The sequence below is a fragment of the Amycolatopsis thailandensis genome (assembly GCF_042723255.1).
Lineage (GTDB): Bacteria > Actinomycetota > Actinomycetes > Mycobacteriales > Pseudonocardiaceae > Amycolatopsis > Amycolatopsis thailandensis.
In genome coordinates this window covers 1-17262 of record NZ_JBHXJK010000160.1, presented here as the reverse complement: position 1 = coordinate 17262, position 17262 = coordinate 1, and the positions used below count along the sequence as shown (strand labels likewise).

At 68.9% G+C, this 17262-nt stretch carries 14 protein-coding genes and 2 pseudogenes; 11 read left to right on the top strand and 5 right to left on the bottom strand.

Going from position 1 to position 17262, the window contains the following annotated elements; translation table 11 throughout:
* Positions 1-397 precede the first annotated feature (397 nt).
* Entirely contained in the window at positions 398-844 is a 447-nt protein-coding gene (locus ACFWMR_RS37660) for a winged helix-turn-helix transcriptional regulator (RefSeq protein WP_093934078.1), read from the bottom strand.
* 89 nt (positions 845-933) lie between these two features.
* On the opposite strand from ACFWMR_RS37660, the gene ACFWMR_RS37655 reads away from it, so the two are divergent.
* The 4 genes from ACFWMR_RS37655 to sigJ all read left to right on the top strand — a co-directional run bounded on the left by ACFWMR_RS37655 (position 934) and on the right by sigJ (position 5539).
* Positions 934-2115 carry a thiolase family protein gene (locus ACFWMR_RS37655; RefSeq protein WP_378381856.1) on the top strand — a complete coding sequence of 394 codons (1182 nt, stop codon included), beginning with the start codon at positions 934-936 and terminating at the stop codon, positions 2113-2115.
* The gene (locus ACFWMR_RS37650) at positions 2112-3146 is read left to right on the top strand and encodes a (4Fe-4S)-binding protein (protein WP_378381855.1); all 1035 of its coding nucleotides are present in this window, start codon (positions 2112-2114) and stop codon (positions 3144-3146) included. The genes ACFWMR_RS37655 and ACFWMR_RS37650 overlap by 4 nt, the downstream gene beginning before the upstream one ends.
* Before the next feature lie 94 nt (positions 3147-3240).
* Complete coding sequence (locus ACFWMR_RS37645) at positions 3241-4587, top strand: FtsX-like permease family protein (protein ID WP_378381854.1); 1347 nt, start codon at positions 3241-3243, stop codon at positions 4585-4587.
* 64 nt (positions 4588-4651) lie between these two features.
* Complete coding sequence (sigJ, locus tag ACFWMR_RS37640) at positions 4652-5539, top strand: RNA polymerase sigma factor SigJ (protein ID WP_378381853.1); 888 nt, start codon at positions 4652-4654, stop codon at positions 5537-5539.
* 72 nt (positions 5540-5611) lie between these two features.
* Here the strand turns inward: sigJ and ACFWMR_RS37635 are convergent, their stop codons facing one another.
* The gene (locus ACFWMR_RS37635; RefSeq protein WP_378381852.1) at positions 5612-6691 is read right to left on the bottom strand and encodes a glycoside hydrolase family 5 protein; all 1080 of its coding nucleotides are present in this window, start codon (positions 6689-6691) and stop codon (positions 5612-5614) included.
* A gap of 289 nt (positions 6692-6980) precedes the next feature.
* Complete coding sequence (locus tag ACFWMR_RS37630) at positions 6981-7568, bottom strand: CGNR zinc finger domain-containing protein (RefSeq protein ID WP_378381851.1); 588 nt, start codon at positions 7566-7568, stop codon at positions 6981-6983.
* A gap of 538 nt (positions 7569-8106) precedes the next feature.
* On the opposite strand from ACFWMR_RS37630, the gene ACFWMR_RS37625 reads away from it, so the two are divergent.
* Together ACFWMR_RS37625 and ACFWMR_RS37620 are read left to right on the top strand one after the other, a co-directional pair.
* Entirely contained in the window at positions 8107-8679 is a 573-nt protein-coding gene (locus ACFWMR_RS37625; protein WP_378381850.1) for a TetR/AcrR family transcriptional regulator, read from the top strand.
* Positions 8676-10136 (top strand): MFS transporter, encoded by a 1461-nt coding sequence (locus ACFWMR_RS37620; RefSeq protein ID WP_378381849.1) that lies wholly within the window; start codon positions 8676-8678, stop codon positions 10134-10136. Before ACFWMR_RS37625 ends, ACFWMR_RS37620 begins: the two co-directional genes overlap by 4 nt.
* Before the next feature lie 34 nt (positions 10137-10170).
* Here ACFWMR_RS37620 and ACFWMR_RS37615 read toward each other — a convergent pair.
* Positions 10171-10860, bottom strand: a pseudogene (locus tag ACFWMR_RS37615) (LLM class flavin-dependent oxidoreductase); the annotation flags it as partial.
* A gap of 181 nt (positions 10861-11041) precedes the next feature.
* Here ACFWMR_RS37615 and ACFWMR_RS37610 point away from each other — a divergent pair.
* Positions 11042-12307, top strand: coding sequence for a family 1 glycosylhydrolase (locus ACFWMR_RS37610; RefSeq protein WP_378381848.1), 1266 nt, complete (start codon positions 11042-11044; stop codon positions 12305-12307).
* Here the strand turns inward: ACFWMR_RS37610 and abc-f are convergent.
* The gene (gene abc-f, locus ACFWMR_RS37605) at positions 12291-13913 is read right to left on the bottom strand and encodes a ribosomal protection-like ABC-F family protein (protein WP_378381847.1); all 1623 of its coding nucleotides are present in this window, start codon (positions 13911-13913) and stop codon (positions 12291-12293) included. The two genes, ACFWMR_RS37610 and abc-f, sit on opposite strands and share 17 nt — an antisense overlap.
* Positions 13914-14194: 281 nt before the next feature.
* On the opposite strand from abc-f, the gene ACFWMR_RS37600 reads away from it, so the two are divergent.
* The 4 genes and pseudogenes from ACFWMR_RS37600 to ACFWMR_RS37585 form a co-directional block, all read left to right on the top strand.
* The gene (locus ACFWMR_RS37600) at positions 14195-14791 is read left to right on the top strand and encodes an Rv1733c family protein (RefSeq protein WP_378276563.1); all 597 of its coding nucleotides are present in this window, start codon (positions 14195-14197) and stop codon (positions 14789-14791) included.
* A 42-nt stretch (positions 14792-14833) separates the two neighbouring features.
* The gene (locus tag ACFWMR_RS37595; protein ID WP_378381846.1) at positions 14834-15661 is read left to right on the top strand and encodes a M55 family metallopeptidase; all 828 of its coding nucleotides are present in this window, start codon (positions 14834-14836) and stop codon (positions 15659-15661) included.
* Positions 15654-16949, top strand: coding sequence for a M20/M25/M40 family metallo-hydrolase (locus ACFWMR_RS37590; protein ID WP_378381845.1), 1296 nt, complete (start codon positions 15654-15656; stop codon positions 16947-16949). The genes ACFWMR_RS37595 and ACFWMR_RS37590 overlap by 8 nt, the downstream gene beginning before the upstream one ends.
* Positions 16950-16981: 32 nt before the next feature.
* Positions 16982-17152 (top strand): annotated as a pseudogene (locus ACFWMR_RS37585) (histidine--tRNA ligase); the annotation flags it as partial.
* Positions 17153-17262 lie beyond the last annotated feature (110 nt).

Genomic DNA, 17262 nt, shown 5'->3' with positions numbered 1-17262 from the left:
GGGCCCCCCGCGGCGCCGGGCCAAGACCCCGCACGTGGGACTTCCGAATGCTACCCCCGTCGACCACACCGCCATCCAGCAACACGACGAAACAGGGCACCACCTACGACAGACCCAGGACGTTCACTCCCCGACTCCCACGCCAACAAGACCGAGCGTGGAAGATCCGGGACACTCACCGTCCCAAATCCTCCACACTCGCCGATCACACCAGTGGGCAGCCAAATACGAGTCCGCCAGAACCCGAAACGCCACTCACGACCCGCTTACGCAACTTCGCCGAGACCCTGGCGCCCAGCGCGAGGAAGGGGCCTTCAAGTACTCCTGCCGGGCGTGAAGGTCGGCGCGCGAGCGATCCGACGTCAGTCGCTTGCCCAGCCAGAACCGTCCTCACCGCTCAAGAATCGCGAGTGCGCCGACTGCTCCGCACCAGCGTCATGTCCTTCTCCCGCACCGGTTCTCGGCAGTGCGCGCACACCGTCTCCGGCGCGAGTTCCTCACCGCACGCGTGGCGCCACACCGTCGGCGGCGGCCCTTCCGTGACATACCGGTCGCCCCACGCCATCAGGTTCAGCAGCACATGGTTGAGAGCGTGCCCCGCCTCCGTGAGCACGTACTCGTAGCGCGGCGGATGCTCCTCGTAGAGCCGCTTTTCGAGGATTCCCGTCTCGACGAGCTTGCGCAGCCGCGCGGTCAGGATGTCGCGGCTCGCCCCGGTGTTGCGGACGATCTGGTCGAATCGCCGCGCCCCGAAGAACACTTCGCGCAGCGCGAGCAGGCTCCAGCGCTCCCCGATCACCTCCATCGCGTTGGCGATCGAGCAGTCCCTCGGTCCTTCGGTCATGCGACCAGCGTAAACCCAGTGAGTCTTGATTTCCAACCCACTCGATGCCACAGTGAGTTGGATATCCCAACTCACCACTGGAGGCAGCCGTGCACGACGCGGTCATCGTCGACGCCGTCCGTACCCCGATCGGCAAGGGCAAGCCCGGCGGCGCCCTGCACGAGATCCACCCGGTCCAGCTGCTCGCCCACACGTTGCGGGCGCTCGTCGACCGCAACGGAATCGACCCGGCGCTGATCGACGACGTCATCGGCGGCGCGGTAGACCAGGTCGGTGAGCAGGCCCAGAACGTCACGCGATGGGCGGTGCTCGCGGCCGGACTGCCCGAAACCGTGCCCGCGACCACCGTCGACAGGCAGTGCGGGAGCAGCCAGCAAGCCGTGCACTTCGCCGCGCAGGGCGTGATGGCGGGTGCTTACGACATCGTCATCGCCTGTGGTGTCGAGTCCATGAGCCGCGTCCCGATGTGGTCGAACGTGCTGCCGGGCACCGATCCCCTCGGCCCCGGCGTCGCGGAGCGCTATCCCGAAGGCCTGGTGCCCCAGGGGATCAGCGCGGAACTCATCGCCGCGAAGTGGTCGCTCAGCCGGGAGGCGATGGACGAGTTCGCCGTCTCTTCGCACCGGAAGGCGGCGCGAGCGCACGAACTCGGGCGGTTCGCGAGCCAGATCGTGCCGATCGAGACGCCGTCGGGCCTCGTGTCCACCGACGAGTCCGTCCGCCCCGGCACCGACCTCGAAACACTGGCGAAACTCCGACCGGCGTTCCAGGACCCGGCCGTGGCCGCGCGATTCCCGCAGATCGACTGGTCGGTGACCGCGGGCAACAGCAGCCCGATCAACGACGGCGCGTCCGCGGTCCTCATCACCTCCAGCGAGACCGCGGCCCGGCTGGGCCTCCGTCCCCGCGCCCGCCTGCACAGTTTCGCGGTCACCGGGTCCGATCCGCTGCTCATGCTCACCGGCGTCATCCCGGCGACGGAGAAGGTGCTGCGGCGCGCGGGAATGAGCCTTGCCGACATCGACCTGTTCGAGATCAACGAGGCGTTCGCCAGTGTCGTACTGGCGTGGCAGCAGGAGACCGGGGCCGATCCGGCCAAGGTCAACGTCCACGGCGGCGCGATCGCACTGGGCCATCCGCTCGGCGCGAGCGGGACCCGGCTGATGGGCACACTGGTCAACGCGTTGCACCACCACGGCGTCCGGTACGGGCTCCAGGCGATGTGCGAAGGCGGCGGCCAGGCCAACGCGACCATCCTGGAGGCGTTGTGACCGGCCGGCTGCCCAGGAAACTCGCGGACCATCCGTCGGTGCAGGCGGTGCTCGCCAGCCCTCGCGACAAGCCGTCGCCGGTGATCGACGCGGCCTGGCTCAAGGACATCTGCCTGGCCGCGGGCGCCGACGACGCGGCCGCCGTCTCGCTCGACCACCCGGATCTGGCAGGCGAACGCGAGCACGTCCTGCGGGCACTTCCCGGCACCAAGACCCTCGTCTCGCTCGTGGTGCGGATGAACCGCGACAACGTCCGATCCCCCGCCCGCAGCGTGGCGAACCAGGAGTTCCACCGCGGCGGCGAAATCATCAACGAGGCCGGCCACACCATCGTCCGCGCGCTGCAGGACGCCGGCCACCGCGCGATCAACCCGTCGGCGACGTTCCCGATGGAGATGGAGCACTACCCCGGACGGATCTGGGTGGTCGCGCACAAAACGGTCGCCGTCGCGGCCGGGCTCGGCGCCATGGGACTGCACCGCAACGTGATCCACCCGAAGTTCGGCAACTTCGTGCTCTTGGCGACCTTGCTGCTCGACGCCGAGGTGTCCGAACACGGCGAAGCCCTCGACTACAACCCCTGTCTGGACTGCAAGCTGTGCGTCGCGGCCTGCCCGATCGGAGCTATCTCGAAGACCGGCGAGTTCGACTTCGTCGCTTGCTCGACGCACAACTACCGCGAATTCATGAGCGGCTTCACCGACTGGGCGCAGACCGTGGCCGACAGCGAGGACGCCGCCGACTTCCGGTCGAGGGTGACCGACTCGGAGAACGTGTCGATGTGGCAGAGCCTCGCGTTCAAGCCGAACTACAAGGCCGCGTACTGCATGGCCGTCTGCCCGGCGGGCGAAGACGTGCTCGGGCCCTACCTCGACGACCGGCGAGGCTTCCTCGGGAACGTGGTGAAACCGTTGCAGGACAAGGTGGAGACCCTGTACGTGCGGGAGGGTTCGGCGGCGAAGGCCTACGCCGAGCGCCGCTTCCCGCACAAGCCGGTGAAGGAGGTCGACGGCGGCTACCCGAAACGGTAGGGCCGGCCCCACCTCGCACACGGGGGCCTGTCCCCTGTCCAGCGCCGTCGGCTCTCCCTAACCTGGCGGCAAACCCCTGGGGAGGGCAGTCCACATGATCGCGACCAGACTGGTTTTCTCGTCGCTCCGCCGTCGCCCGACCGGGTTCATCGCTAGCTTCGTCGCGTTGTTCTTCGGTGCCACGATCCTGATGACCTTCGCGTCCCTTTTGGACACTCGGACGACCGCCGGGCCCGACGCCGGGAGAACGCTGTTGCTCATGGCGAGCGTCGTCGGGGGCTGGGGAATGGTGATCGTCCTGTTCGCGACCCTCTCGACGCTGTCGCTGTTGATCCGGCAGCGCGCTCCGGAGCTGGCCTTGCTCAAGAGCGCCGGAGCGACACCGTCGCAGATCGGCCGGATGATCGTCGGCGAGGCGGCGGCCGTGGCCGTCCTCGCCTCGGCCACCGCCGTCGTGCCGTCGGTCTTCGCGGGCAGGTGGCTGGTCGGGCTGCTCGGCGACACCGGGCGCGTACCGGCCGGGCTGGAGGCACGGTTCGGCCCGATCGCGGTCTCGATGGGCACGGGCATCACGCTGCTCGCGGCGATCACCGCCGCGGCCGTCGCAGCGCTCCAGGCGGCCAGGCGCGGAGCGGTGGAGGCGCTTCGCGAGGCAGGGGTCGACACCCGGCCGACCGGCCGGATCCGCGTGATCGGCGCGGTGATCGTGCTGGCGTCCGGGCTCGGTTGCGGCGTGGTGACGATGACCGTGTTCGCCGGGACAGAGCCCGCGCTGATGGCGGTCGGGGGCCAGGGCGCGATCCTCGCCGCCATGGGTTTCGCGCTCCTCTCCCCCGCACTGCTCGGCCCGATCGCCGCCCTGCTTGCCGCCCCGCTGCGGCGAGCGGGTGTCAGCGGTCATCTCACGGCGGCGCACCTTCGCGTACGAAGCCGTCAGCTGGCCGGGGTACTCGTGCCGATCATCCTGTTCACCGGCATCGCGACCGGCACACTGTCCATGCAGGCCGTCGAGAACACCGCCGGTACCGCACCGGCGAGGATCGCACGCAGCATCGAGACTCTGAACTACGTCGTCGTCGGCATGATCGCGCTCTTCGCCGCGGTGATGCTGGTGAACACCGTCGTGGCGGCGGTCATCGGGCGGCGCCGGGAATTCGGCCGGCAGCGGCTCGTCGGCGCGACGCCTTCGCAGGTCCTGAGGCTGGTCGGCACCGAGGGCACCGTGCTGGTGGTGGTCGGCGTCCTGATCGGCGCGCTCGCGGCCGCCGTCACCGTCATCCCCTACAGCGTCGCCAGGACCGGCGTGCTCGTGCCGGATCGGACGATCGGGCTCTACCTCGGCGTCATCGCCGTCGCGGTGATCCTGACCCTCGGCTCACATGTAGGCGCGGCTGCGAAGGCCCTCCGTTCGTCGGCGATCCAGGCGGCCACCCGCGGCTGAAGGCTGTCACATCTTCGCTCCTCCACACGTCAGGGTTACGACTGATCGATGAAGGATGGGGACCGTGGACGAACACGACTGGCTGGCGCGGCGCTTCGAAGGGCACCGAACGCACCTGAGGGCGGTGGCGTACCGGATGCTCGGTTCGCTGAGCGAGGCGGACGACGCCGTGCAGGAGGCTTGGCTGCGCTTGAGCCGGTCGGACGCCGACGACGTGGACAACCTCGGCGGCTGGCTGACCACCGTCGTCGGCCGGATCTGCCTCGACATGCTGCGGTCGCGCAAGTCGCGGCAGGAAGATCCGGTCGGCGCGCAGCTGCCCGACCCGATCATCGGCCGCGAAGGCGGGGTGGACCCGGAACACCAGGCCTTGCTGGCGGACTCGGTCGGGCTGGCGCTTCTCGTCGTGCTCGACACCCTGGACCCCGCCGAGCGGCTCGCGTTCGTACTTCACGACATGTTCGCCCTGCCGTTCGACGAGATCGCGCCGATCGTGGGCCGGTCCTCCGCGGCGACCCGACAGCTCGCCAGCCGTGCCCGCCGCCGTCTGCAGGGCTCGCCGACGGTCCCCGACGCGGACCTGAGCCGCCAGCGGGCGGTCGTCGACGCGTTCTTCGCCGCGGCACGGGACGGTGACTTCGACGCGCTGGTCTCGGTACTCGACCCGGACGTCATCCTGCGTTCCGAGGGCGGCGCGGCTCCGGCGGGGACCTCGCGCTTCGTGCGCGGGGCGGCCACGGTCGCGAGCCAGGCGCTCATGTTCCGGGCCACGGGTGCCGGCGGTGTCCTCCGGCCGGCGCTGGTCAACGGCGCGGCGGGGATGGTCATCACCAAGGACGGCGTCCCGGCGACGGTCTTCGCGTTCACCGTCGTGGACGGGAAGATCGCGGCGATCGACATCCTCGCCGATCCGGGCCGCTTGGCCGCCCTGGACTTCGAACCCCTCGGCTGAGGTGTCATGAAGGGTCCCCTTAAGACGATTTTCGTCCTAAGGGGACCCTTCATGACGTGCGCGCTGCCGGGATCAGGAGGTCGGGAAGTTGTCCGCGGTGCGGATGCGGTCCCGGATCCAGACACCGGCGGGCTTCAGCGGAGCCGTGCCGGTGAACGAGCTGCCCGCGCAGGTGCCCGGCTTGAACACCGCGCCCGAACGGTTGTCGTCGGAGAAGTTCCAGTTCGTCCAGCTGATCTTCTTCGACGCCAGGAAGTCCAGGTACTTCTGGGAGTTGGTGAAGTCGTTCCCGCCGTCACCGCTGGCGGTCTGGGTGCCGAATTCGGTCACGAACAGCGGGATCTTGTTCGCGGCCCTGGTCAGCGCGTTGAAGTACTCGGATTTGTGCGACGCCGCGTAGAAGTGGAACGTGTACATGAAGTTGGTGGCGCGCACCGGGTTGTTGATGACATCGGTCTCGTCGCGGCCGTCGGAGATGCCGAGTGAGCCCCAGCCGTGCGTGCCCACGAGCACGACGCCGTCGGAGTCCTGGGCGCGGATGACCGGGATCATCTGCTCCGCGTAGCTGCGGACACGGTCCCAGCTGACGTTGTTGGGCTCATTGGCGATGTCGTAGATGATGTTGGTCTTGTCCTTGTGCCGCTGGGCGATCTCGGTGAAGAACGTCTTGGCGCGGCTGAGGTTCGCGTTCGGGTCGCCCGGGGTCAGCTGATGCCAGTCGACCAGGGCGTACATCCCGCGTTTGGTGGCTTCCTCGATGTACCCGTGCACCATGTCGGTGAACTTGCGCGGGTTGGTCTCGTAGCCCCCTTCCTGGATGTACATGGAGATCCGGAGGACGTCGGCCTTCCAGTCGTCGGCCAGCGCGTCGAGTGAAGCGGCCTTCACGCATTGGCTGTACCACTGGATCCCGTGGGTGCTCATGCCCCGGAGCTGGATCGGTTTGCCTGCGGAGTTGCAGAGCTGGAGGCCGCAGACCTTCAGCTGTCCGTTGACCGCCGCCGGACTGCCCGGCGGCAGCGCGGCGGCTGCCTGCGTTGCGGGTTCTGCCGCGGTCTCGGCGGCCGTCGAGGTGCTCGCGGCGGCGACCGGGGCCAGCAGTCCGGCGGCCAGTGCGGCCGTCACCCGGAGACGGATCTTGTCCCAACGCATTCGGCTTCTCCTCTCGCGTCGGCGGCACCGGCGTTGGTGGCCGACGGTCAGGGCGGCGGGATTAAATAGGAAACTTTCCTTACTATTGGAAGGTAAAGGAGAGATTACCCACGGGATCGACGGACGGTCAAGAGTTGACCACCGACCGTTTCGACGACCTCTGACCGGCGGGACCCTCGCCCGTGCCGCGTCGTCCTGGTCGCGCAGCTTGGGTACGCGTGCGGCGGCCACGGCGCGATCCTGCGCGACGAGCCGGCGGTGCTGCCGAGCTACGACCGTTCCGCGACGCTCACGAACCTGACCGGCGGGCCCGGTAGGCGGCGGCTTTCACACGGTTTTGGCAGGCCAGCCCGCAGAACCGCTTGATCTGCGCCTGACTGGCGTCGATGTACACCTGATCGCAGCGCGGCGCCGCGCACAGCCCGACGCGATGCGGAATGTGGTCACCGAGCGCCGCGGCCACCGACACCGCCAGCCCGGACGCCCACTGCTGCACGAAATCGGCCTCGGGACTGTGGAAATGCAAGTGCCACGACTGTTCGCCGTGACGATGCAGATACGGGCGGGCCCTGCTGTCGACGAGCATCCGATTGAGCAGTCCGGCCGCCTGGTCGTGTTCGCGCCGCGAAAGCGACTCGATGATCTCCCGCAGCCGCGACGCGACGGTTCGAAGTCGTTCCGCCACCAAGAGATCCACCTGACCGTCCACGGGTCCGAGCGCTTCGGCGGCCGCCCTGATCAGGTCGTGGCCGCCGAGCTCCGGTTTCGGCCTGCCGTGGACATGCGATCCGGTCAGGGCATTGACCAGCGCGACCCCGGTTTCCAGGTGCATCGCGTGGTGCCCGTCGACTCTGGTTCCCTCCGGCTCGTCGGCCATTTCGCCCCTCTCCCCCGGCGTCACTGGTTCGCAGGACGCCTTCGGTGACGCTACCAAAGGGCCGCGACGCCGCAAGGGTGGTGAAGTCGTTCGGAGCAGCCGAATCCGGCCAGGGATGCAACGATTGTCCACAGTAGACAGTGAGCGCTGGTACTGCGGGAGCGCTCAGGTCAGGGTGGTCGCGAGTGGCGATTCGGGTTAGGGCCAACCGCGCCTCAGAAACCTCTGGTCGGGCGGTTTCGCGTGACCGGTGGGACGGCACGCGTGACTGAGCGGACGGCATACGTGATCAGACGGACGACACTCGATGGACTCGGCCGTCGCCGAGTGCCGTCCGCCTGGACACACGTGTCGTCCGCTCAGTCACGCGTGTCGTCCACTCGGTCACGCGAAAGTTCCGAGCACGACCACCCCGACCGATCCGGTGCCGACAGTCGCCCACCCTGAGGCACCTAACGGACCAGACCAGGAATCGCCGCAGCCCGAGGTAGATCCACGTCACCTGTATTTAGTAGTTAGTAACCAGTAACTTAACCCTATGGCCGGACGGATGAGCGGGACCGAACGACGAGCCCAGGTGCTGGCGATCGCGGCGAAGGAGTTCGCCGACCACGGGCTGCACGGAGCCTCGACGGAGGCGATCGCACGGGAAGCGGGGATCACGCAGGCTTACATCTTCAGGATGTTCGGGACGAAGAAGGCCCTGTTCCTCGAACTCGTCGAGTCGGCGTTCGAAGCCGTCAGTTCGGGGATGCGAGAGGCAGGCGAAGGCAAGGGCGGCCTCGACGCGCTCTCGGCGATGGGCGCCCGGTACTTCGACCAGCTCGCCGACCGGACCGGATTGTTGTTGCAGCTTCAGGGCTTCGCCGCGTGTGGCGACCCCGAGGTGCGGGACGCGGTCCGGGCGTGTTTCGCGCGGATGTGGGACACGACCGAGGACGGCACCGGGCTCGAACCGGTGTCCGTGAAGGCGTTCCTCGCCTTCGGGATGCTGCTGAACGCCGGCGCCGCGATGGACGTCGAGCAGGTCGACGCGGGGTGGGCGGACGGCGTCCGCACCAGGATCCAGTCCGGGCTGTTCGCGCACATCACGAGCGAGACGAACCGATGAGCGACCGGGTTGGGCGGTTGAGCGTCGCGCTCGTATGCACGGCGCTGTCGGCCGCGGTGATCGGCAGTGTCGGAGCGCCGCTCATCACCCCGGTCGCCACGGGGATGCACGTGTCCCTCGATGCCGCGCAATGGACCCTGACCATCACCTTGTTCGCCGGTGCGATCGCGGGCCCGGTTCTCGGGCGGCTCGGCAGCGGCCCGTATCGGCGCACCACGATCCTGGCCGCGCTCGCGCTGGTCGCGGTGGGCGGATTGCTGACGGTGCTCCCGCTCCCGTTCGTGGCCTTGTTGATCGGCCGCGGTCTGCAAGGGCTCGGGGTGGCCGTCGGGGCGCTGTTGATGAGCGTCGCCCGCGCGCACCTGCCGCCGGAGCGGTCGGCGTCGACCATCGCCCTGTTGTCCGTCGCCACGACGGTCGGGATCGGGGTCGGCTATCCGGTGATCAGCCTTCTCGACCAGCTCGCAGGACTACGCGCCGCCTACGGGCTCGGATTCGCGTTGTCCGTCGCCGGACTGGCGATCGCGTGGCGTTCCCTGCCCGCCGAGACGCCGGGAGAACGTCCTCGGATCGACGGCCTCGGCGCGATTCTCCTGGCCATCGGCTCCCTCGGTCTGCTGCTGGTCATCGCCCAGCCGTCGATCTGGAAGACCGCTTGGCTCGCCGTCGCCATCCTCGCCGGTTCTCTCGCGATCCTCGCCGTCTGGGCGATCGTCGAACTACGCGCGAAGACACCTTTGGTGGATCTGCGGCTGCTGCGCCAAGGTCCCCTCTTGCGCGCGAACGTGGCGATCCTCATCGCCGGTTTGGGGCTGTACCTGCTGTTCAGCCTGTTCACCCGCTATGTGCAGACCCCGGGCGGCGCTCCGTACGGGTTCGCGCTCCCGGGGGTCGCCGCCGGCGCGGCGCTGATCCCGTTCTCGCTGCTCGGGTTCGTCGCGGGAAAGTCGGTGCCCCGTCTCGTCGCCCGCATCACCGAGCGGTGGACCTACGCGCTGTCGGCCGCGATCGCGATGGCCGGCGCACTGCTGTTCGTCCTCGCGGACCACTCGCTTCTGGCCGTACTCGCGGCGATCGCCCTGCTCGGCTTCGCCGTCGGAGGCATCTTCGCCTTGATGCCCAAGCTCATCCTCGTCGGAGTGCCTCAGGAAGAGACCGCCAGCGTGCTCTCGATCAACCAGATCATCCGCAGTATCGGGTTCAGCCTCGGCAGCGCGCTCGCCGGTTCCCTGCTCGCCGCCGCGACCCCGGGTGGCAGCCTGCTCCCCAGCCACAGCGGCTACGTCACCGCCGCGCTTTGGGCTTTGCCCGCACTCGTGGCCAGCACTCTGATCATCACCACCGCGGCGGGCCCGCGTCCACGATCTTCTGCGAAAGCTCAAGCGGATCGAGATGCATCAGCGACTCCATCCACCACGTCATCCCGGCCTGGCCCAGCGCGGGCAGATCGACCTTGATCGGCTCCTCCCACGCAGGACTCGCGTTCCCGGCGACCGCGACGTCGAAGGGGCGGCCGGGTTCCAGCCCGGCGAGGCCGAGCGCGCGATGGGTCTCGGCGATCTCCTCCGCGGTCGGCGTGTGGTCGTCCGGGTTCGGGAAGATCCCGTCGCACAACGCCGCTCGCCGGACCACGCGGGGGTTGTCGGTCGAGCTGGCCACCCAGATCGGGATCCGGAACGGCTCGGGCGGCGCCTCGGCGAGCGCGACCTGGTAGTGCGCTCCGTCGTGGTCGAACCGCTTGCCGGACCAGATCGCGCGGATGACGTCGAGGCCTTCGTCGAACATCGCCGACCGGGTCAGCAGGTCGGTCTGCTCACCGAACCGGCTGAAGTCACCGGATTCGTCCGAACCGAGCCCGGTGCCGAGGATCAGCCGCCCGCCGGAGAGCCGGCTGACCGTCGACGCGTGCCGGGCGACCACCCACGGACGGCGCCGGGCGGGCGGCGTGATCATCGGCCCGAACAGCAGCTTGCCGGTGGCGTGCGCGATCGCGCCGAGGGTCGTCCACGGATCCGCGATGGGCATCGTGTCCGCGACCACGTGGTCCCACAGGAAAAAGCCGTCCCAGCCCGCCCTCTCCGCACGCACGGCGAGGTCGACGAGCACCCCGGGCTCACCGAACGGGCCGAAAGGCGGCAGATAGACGGCGTGACGGACCGTGCTGCCGGTCAAGGCGATCATCTCCCCAACGTCATCGTCGAAGTCCCCGGACGGCCGCTTGTTTACGCCGTTCACTCACGTTAGCGTCCGGAAGATGGCGGACACCGGTGAACGATCGTCGAAGTGGCCGGAGCATCGGGGAAGATTACGCCGGGGAGCCGGTTTGCTTCTCGCCGTCTCACTATGCGCGACACTTTCGGCCGTGAACGCGTCCGCATCGCAGGACGGCGACTGGTCCCGGGACTTCTACTGGGGTGTGGCGTCGTCGGGTTACCAGTCCGAAGGCAGCGCGCCGGACAGCAATTGGAAGCGGTTCGTGGACCGCTCCGCCGGGCAGGACGGCGTCGACGAGTACCGGGATTCCGTCGACTTCCGGCACCGCTACGCCGACGACATCCGGCTCGCGGCCGGGCTCGGCGTCAACACCTACCGCTTCGGTGTCGAGTGGGCTCGCGTCGAACCGTCGCCCGGCCGGTGGGACGAGACCGAACTGGCCTTCTACGACGACGTGCTCCGGCAGGTCCGGGCCGCGGGCATGACCCCGATGATCACGCTCAACCACTGGGTCTACCCGGGCTGGGCACTCGATCAGGGCGGCTGGGCCGAGGCACGGACCGCCGACGCTTGGCTCGGGTTCAGCCGGAAGATCGTCCAGCGCTACGCGGGGCAGGACGTCCTCTGGGTGACGTTCAACGAGCCGCTCATCTTCCTCAAGAACGAACAGAAGGTCGGCGCGCTGAGTGCGACGCGGTACTTCGCGGCGCAGTCCAACGTCGTCCAGGCACACCGGCGGGCCTACGACCTGATCCACGAACTCGATCCGACGTCGAAGGTCACCAGCAACCAGGCCTACATCACCGGGGTGAACGGGATGGCCGACTGGTTCTTCCTCGACCAGGTGAAGGACAAGCTCGACTTCATCGGGATCGATTACTACTACGGCCTCAGCATCGACAACTGGACGGTGTTCGCCGCCGCCTCCGACAAGTTCTGGGACGTCAAGCTCCAGCCCGAGGGCATCTACTACGCCCTGCGCAGCTACCACAACCGGTTCCCGCGCCTGCCGCTCTACATCGTCGAGAACGGCATGGCGACCGACAACGGCAAAGCGCGCGACGCGGACTACTCCCGCGGCGATCACGTGCGCGACACCGTGTACTGGCTCCAGCGGGCGAAGGCCGATGGGATGAACCTCATCGGCTACAACTACTGGAGCCTCACCGACAACTACGAATGGGGCAGCTACCGCGCCCGGTTCGGACTGTACACAGTGGACGCTCTGACCGACCCCGCGCTGACCCGGCGCCCCACGGACGCCGTACCCGCCTACCGCGATCTGGTGGCGGCGGGTGGCGTGCAGCAGGGCTTCCGGCTCAAACGCGGGCCCGGGACTTGCTCTCTCGCCGACGGGCTGGGCAGCTGCCTCAACCCGGCCAAGGTGGACGGACCTCTCACGCCGCTGAAGTGACCAGTTCGAGCCGCCTCCCCTCGAAGGTCCGCCGCAGCCGCCGATCGTGGGTGACGACCACCAGCGCCCCGGAGTACCCGGCGAGCGCCTGCTCCATCTCCTCCACCAGATTCGGGGCGAGGTGGTTGGTCGGCTCGTCGAGCAGCAGCAGGTCGGTCCTGGCCGTCACCAGCCTGGCCAGTTCCAGCCTGCGTCGCTGTCCGACGGACAGCTCCCGGACCGGCTTCCGCAGATCCGCCGCGCGGAACAGGCCCAGCGACAGCAACCGCTCGGCCGCCTCCTCTTCTTCGCCGTCACCGGCGAAGGCCGCGAGGACGGTCCGGGCATCGACGGCGAGCCCGCCGTTCTGGCGCAGGAACCCGATCCGCCCCGCCCGCTCCGCCGATCCGGTCGACGGCGCCAGTTCACCGGCGAGCACCCGCATCAGGGTCGTCTTACCGGCCCCGTTGGGACCGGTCACGAGAACCCGCTCACCGGGCAGCACGCTGAGCGAGGTCCGCGGAAGGCGTCCGTCCACCGACACGTCGTCGACCTTGACCACGTACCGATCGATCTCCGTCTCCCCCGCTTCGATCCGCCCGGTGAACCGGAGCGGCCGCGGCGGGGGCGGAACCGGGTCCACTTCGAGGCGGTGGATCCGCTCGCGAGCCGACCGGATCCGGCCCATCGCCCCGTGCGCCCGGGAGCGGGCCCGGAACGCGCCCGCCCCGCTGAAGGCAGCCGGCGCCTTGCGCGGGATCGCCGAGAACCGGTCGATGTTGACGTCGGCCATCCTTTCGTAGCGGGCCTTCTCCAGCCGCCACTCCTCGTACTCGCGGACCCACCTCGCCCGCGCGGCCTCCTTCGCCGCGAGGTAACCCGCGTAGCCGTTGCCGTGCCGGTGCACCGTCCGGCGGTCGGCGTCGACCTCGAGGATCGTGGTGGTGACCCGGCTGAGGAACGTCCGGTCGTGGGTGATCGCGACGAGCCTGCCGCGATGCCCGCGGAGGTGGTTTTCCAGCCAGGCGACGGCTTCGTCGTCGAGATCGTTGGTCGGCTCGTCCAGCAACAGCAGTTCGGGTGACGCGGCCAAGGTGGCCGCGAGTGCCAGCCGGGATCGCTGCCCACCGGACAGGCTGCCCAGCACGCGACCGCGATCGAGGCCCGGCTGCCCGAGCCCGTGCAGGGCGACTTCCACCCTGGCGTCGGCCTCGTAACCACCGCGAGCTTCGTAGGCGGTCACGAGATCGCCGTAGACGGCGAGGTCCTCGGCGGTTTCGAGCGACGTCTCGGCCGCCCGCAACCGGGATTCCAGGTCCCGGATGTCGGCGAGCGCGAGGTCGATCGCGTCCCCGACCGTGGCGGTGTCGGGCAATTCCAGCGTCTGCGGGAGATAGCCGACGCCGCCGGGCGCGGTGACGGTCACCGTGCCGTTGTCTGGCTGGTCGCGGCCGGCGATCAGCCTCAGCAGCGTGGACTTGCCCGAGCCGTTGTCGCCGATCACGCCCGCCTTCTCCCCCGGTTTGGCGGTGAAGGAGACCTGGTCGAGCACGACATGGTCGTCGAAACGTCTGGTGACACCGGAAAGCACGAGTTGTGTTCCGGGATTTCGATGCGGGGTGCGCACAGGGGCGTCCTCCTGATTCTCGCAAGGAAGAAGAACATGCGGAAGGACGCGGCCCGGCGGAGCGAAGGCTCTACGCCAGGGCCGCGTCGAAGGCGAGAATCACAGAGTGAAGAAAATCCCCATGCCGAGAACAGTAGCGGGGGTATGAGGCCGGGCAAAACGAATTAAAGGTTGTGTACGGGTTCACAGAGTGGTCTGTGTCCCCCTACCGCGACAACGGCGCCCCGGTGACCGAGAATCGACACCGGAGGTTTTCGCGGTCTGAGGGAATGGGGTTCCTCGTGCACGGGTCCAGCGGTCCGATCGCCCGGTTCCGGCGACGGCTCTTCCCGGGTCACAACTCGCTGGCCCGCGGCTCGGACCGGTTCGAAGCCCTTCTCCTCAAACTCGTCATCCTCGCCGCTGTCCTCGCCATCCCCGTCGCGGCCGCCGTCGGTTCGGCCAATCACGGCAGGCAGCTGGCCGCGGCCGCCACCGACGCCGCCGGACGGCACGCCACCACCGCGTACCTGCTCAAGGCCGCACCCGTCCGCATCGTCGACAGTGAAAGCGTCGGGACCGACGATTCCGCGACCGAGGCGGCCTGGACCGACACGCGCGGCGCCCGGCACACCGGCGGCGTCTTCGCGACGCCGGGCAGTCCCGCCGGATCGCCCGTGCCGATCTGGATCGACGCCCGCGGTGACCAGACCGCCGCCCCGCGGACGGCGTCGACTGCCGTGTTCGATTCCGTGCTCGTCGGTCTCTGGCTCTGGTTCGCGGTGGTCGCCGCGCTCGTCCTGCTCCACCGGGCCGTCCGGCTGGTCCTGGACCGGCAGCGGTCCGCCGCCTGGGAACGTGCCTGGGCGGTCTACCCGCGGTCCGGTTCCTGGCCCTGATCCCGGGGGCGAGGACAAAGCGCCTCGGCTAGGGTGCCCGGCATGCGCATCATGATCTCGGCGGACATGGAGGGCGCCACCGGCGTCACCTGGACCGAGGACGTCATCCCCGGCACCGAACAGTGGCAGCGATTCCGGCGCCTGTTCACCGGCGACGTCAACGCCACCATCGCGGGCCTGTTCAACGCGGGCGCCACCGACGTGCTCGTCAACGAGGCGCATTCGTCCCAGCGGAACCTTTTGCTCGAAGACCTCGACGGCCGCGCGCGGATGCTCACCGGCAGGCACAAGCCGCTCTCGATGATGCAGGGCATCGACACCGGCGTGGAGGGAGTCGTCTTCCTCGGCTACCACGCCGGAGCCGGCTTCGACGGCGTCCTTTCCCATACCTACCTGGAGAATCAGATCACCGGGGTGTGGCTCGACGACGTCCCCGCCAGCGAGGGCAGGCTCAACGCCGCGATGGCCGCCGAGTACGGCGTCCCGGTGCTGATCGTCTCCGGCGACGACAAGGCCTGCGACGACGCCCAGGACTACGCGCCGGAGGCCGAACTGGTCACGGTCAAGGAGTGCGTCAGCCGCTACGCCGCGATCTGCCTTGCGCCCGCCAGGACCGCCGAGCTGCTGTCCTCGGCCGCGGCGGAGGCGATGAACCGGGCGGGCCGGGTCGAGCGGTACACCACTCCCCACCGGATCGAGGTCGAGTTCGACGCGAGCCACCTCGCGCAGGCGGCGGCGGTGATCCCGACGGTGGAACAGATCGGCGTGCGCCGCGTCGGGTTCGACGCGCCGGACATGACCGAAGCGATGAAGGCGTTCAAGATCGTCACGGCGATCGCGGCCGGGGCAGTGCAAGGTATCTATGGCTGAACTCGATGTGGTCGAGGTCTGTTCGCGGTTGATCCGGTTCGACACCACGAACCGGGGCAACGGGGACTCCGAAGGTGAGCGCGAGGCCGCCGAGTACGTCGCTTCGCTGCTGTCCGGGCTCGGGATCGACTCGAAGATCATCGAGTCCGCGCCCCGGCGCGCGAACGTGATCGCCCGGGTGCCCGGCACCGACCCGAGCCTGCCCGCGCTGCTCGTCCAGGGGCATCTCGACGTCGTCCCGGCCGACGCCGCCGACTGGTCGGTGGACCCGTTCTCGGGCGAAGTGCGCGACGGGTTCCTCTGGGGCCGCGGCGCGGTCGACATGAAGGACTTCATCGCGATGGTGCTCGCCGCCCTCGCGACCGGTTTCCGGCCGCGGCGGGACCTCGTCCTGGCGTTCGTGGCCGACGAAGAGGACAAGGGCGATTACGGCGCGCACTGGCTCGCCGCGGCGCACCGGGACCTGTTCGACGGCTGCGCGGCCGCGATCAGCGAGTCGGGTGCGTACACCTACCACGTCCCCGCCGCCGACGGCCGGACCGTGCGGCTGTATCCGGTGGCTACGGCCGAACGCGGCACCGCGCATCTGCGCCTGACCGCGAAGGGGCGCGCCGGGCACGGATCGCGCCCCAACGACGAGAACGCGGTCACCCGGCTGATCACCGCGCTCGGCAGGATCGCCGCGCATCGCTGGCCGGTCCAGCTGACCCCGACGGTCCAGGCCTTCCTCGAACGCACCGGTGAGGCGCTGGGCGTCCCGGTCGATCTGTCCGATGTGGACGGAACGATCGCGCGGCTCGGACCCGCCGGCGCGCTGGTGGTGCCGACCGTCCGCAACAGCACGACGCCGACCATGCTCGACGCCGGGTACAAGGTGAACGTGATCCCCAGCTCGGCCGAGGCCCAGGTGGACGTTCGCGTCCTGCCCGATGCCGAGCCGGGACTGTTCGCCGAACTCGACGCGCTGCTCGGCGAAGGCGTCACCCGCGAGTTCGTCGCGCATCAGCCGCCGGTCCAGGCACCGGTTGATTCGCCGTGGTTCGACGCGATGGCGGACGCGCTGCGCTCGGAAGACCCCGAGGCCGTCGTAGTCCCCTACTGCATGGGCGGCGGTACGGACGCGAAGGCGTTCAGTCCGCTCGGGATCGACTGCTACGGCTTCGCGCCACTGTGGCTCCCGGAAGGCTTCCCCTACCGCGCGATGGCGCACGGGGTGGACGAGCGCGTCCCGGTCGAGGGACTGCGGTTCGGCACCCGGGTGCTGCGGCACTTCCTGGAGAACTGCTGACCACTCAACCCACCAACGCACGAGGAACGTCCATGGCGAAGGTCGAGCCACTGTCAGGAACCCGTGATTTCGTCGGCGACGAGGATCGTCGCCGCAAAGCCGCGTTCGACACTGCGGGAACGATCTTCGAGCATCACCGTTTCGAGCCGCTGACTACTCCGGCGTTCGAGCGTCTGGAGGTCTTCGCCGGGAAACTCGGCGAGAGTGTCCATAAAGGACTGCCCTTGTCGCACAAATGTCCACTTGATGCCTATACGTTCGGTTCTACATGGGGGTCGTGAGTGGTAAAGAGGGTTCTAACCCTCTTTACCAC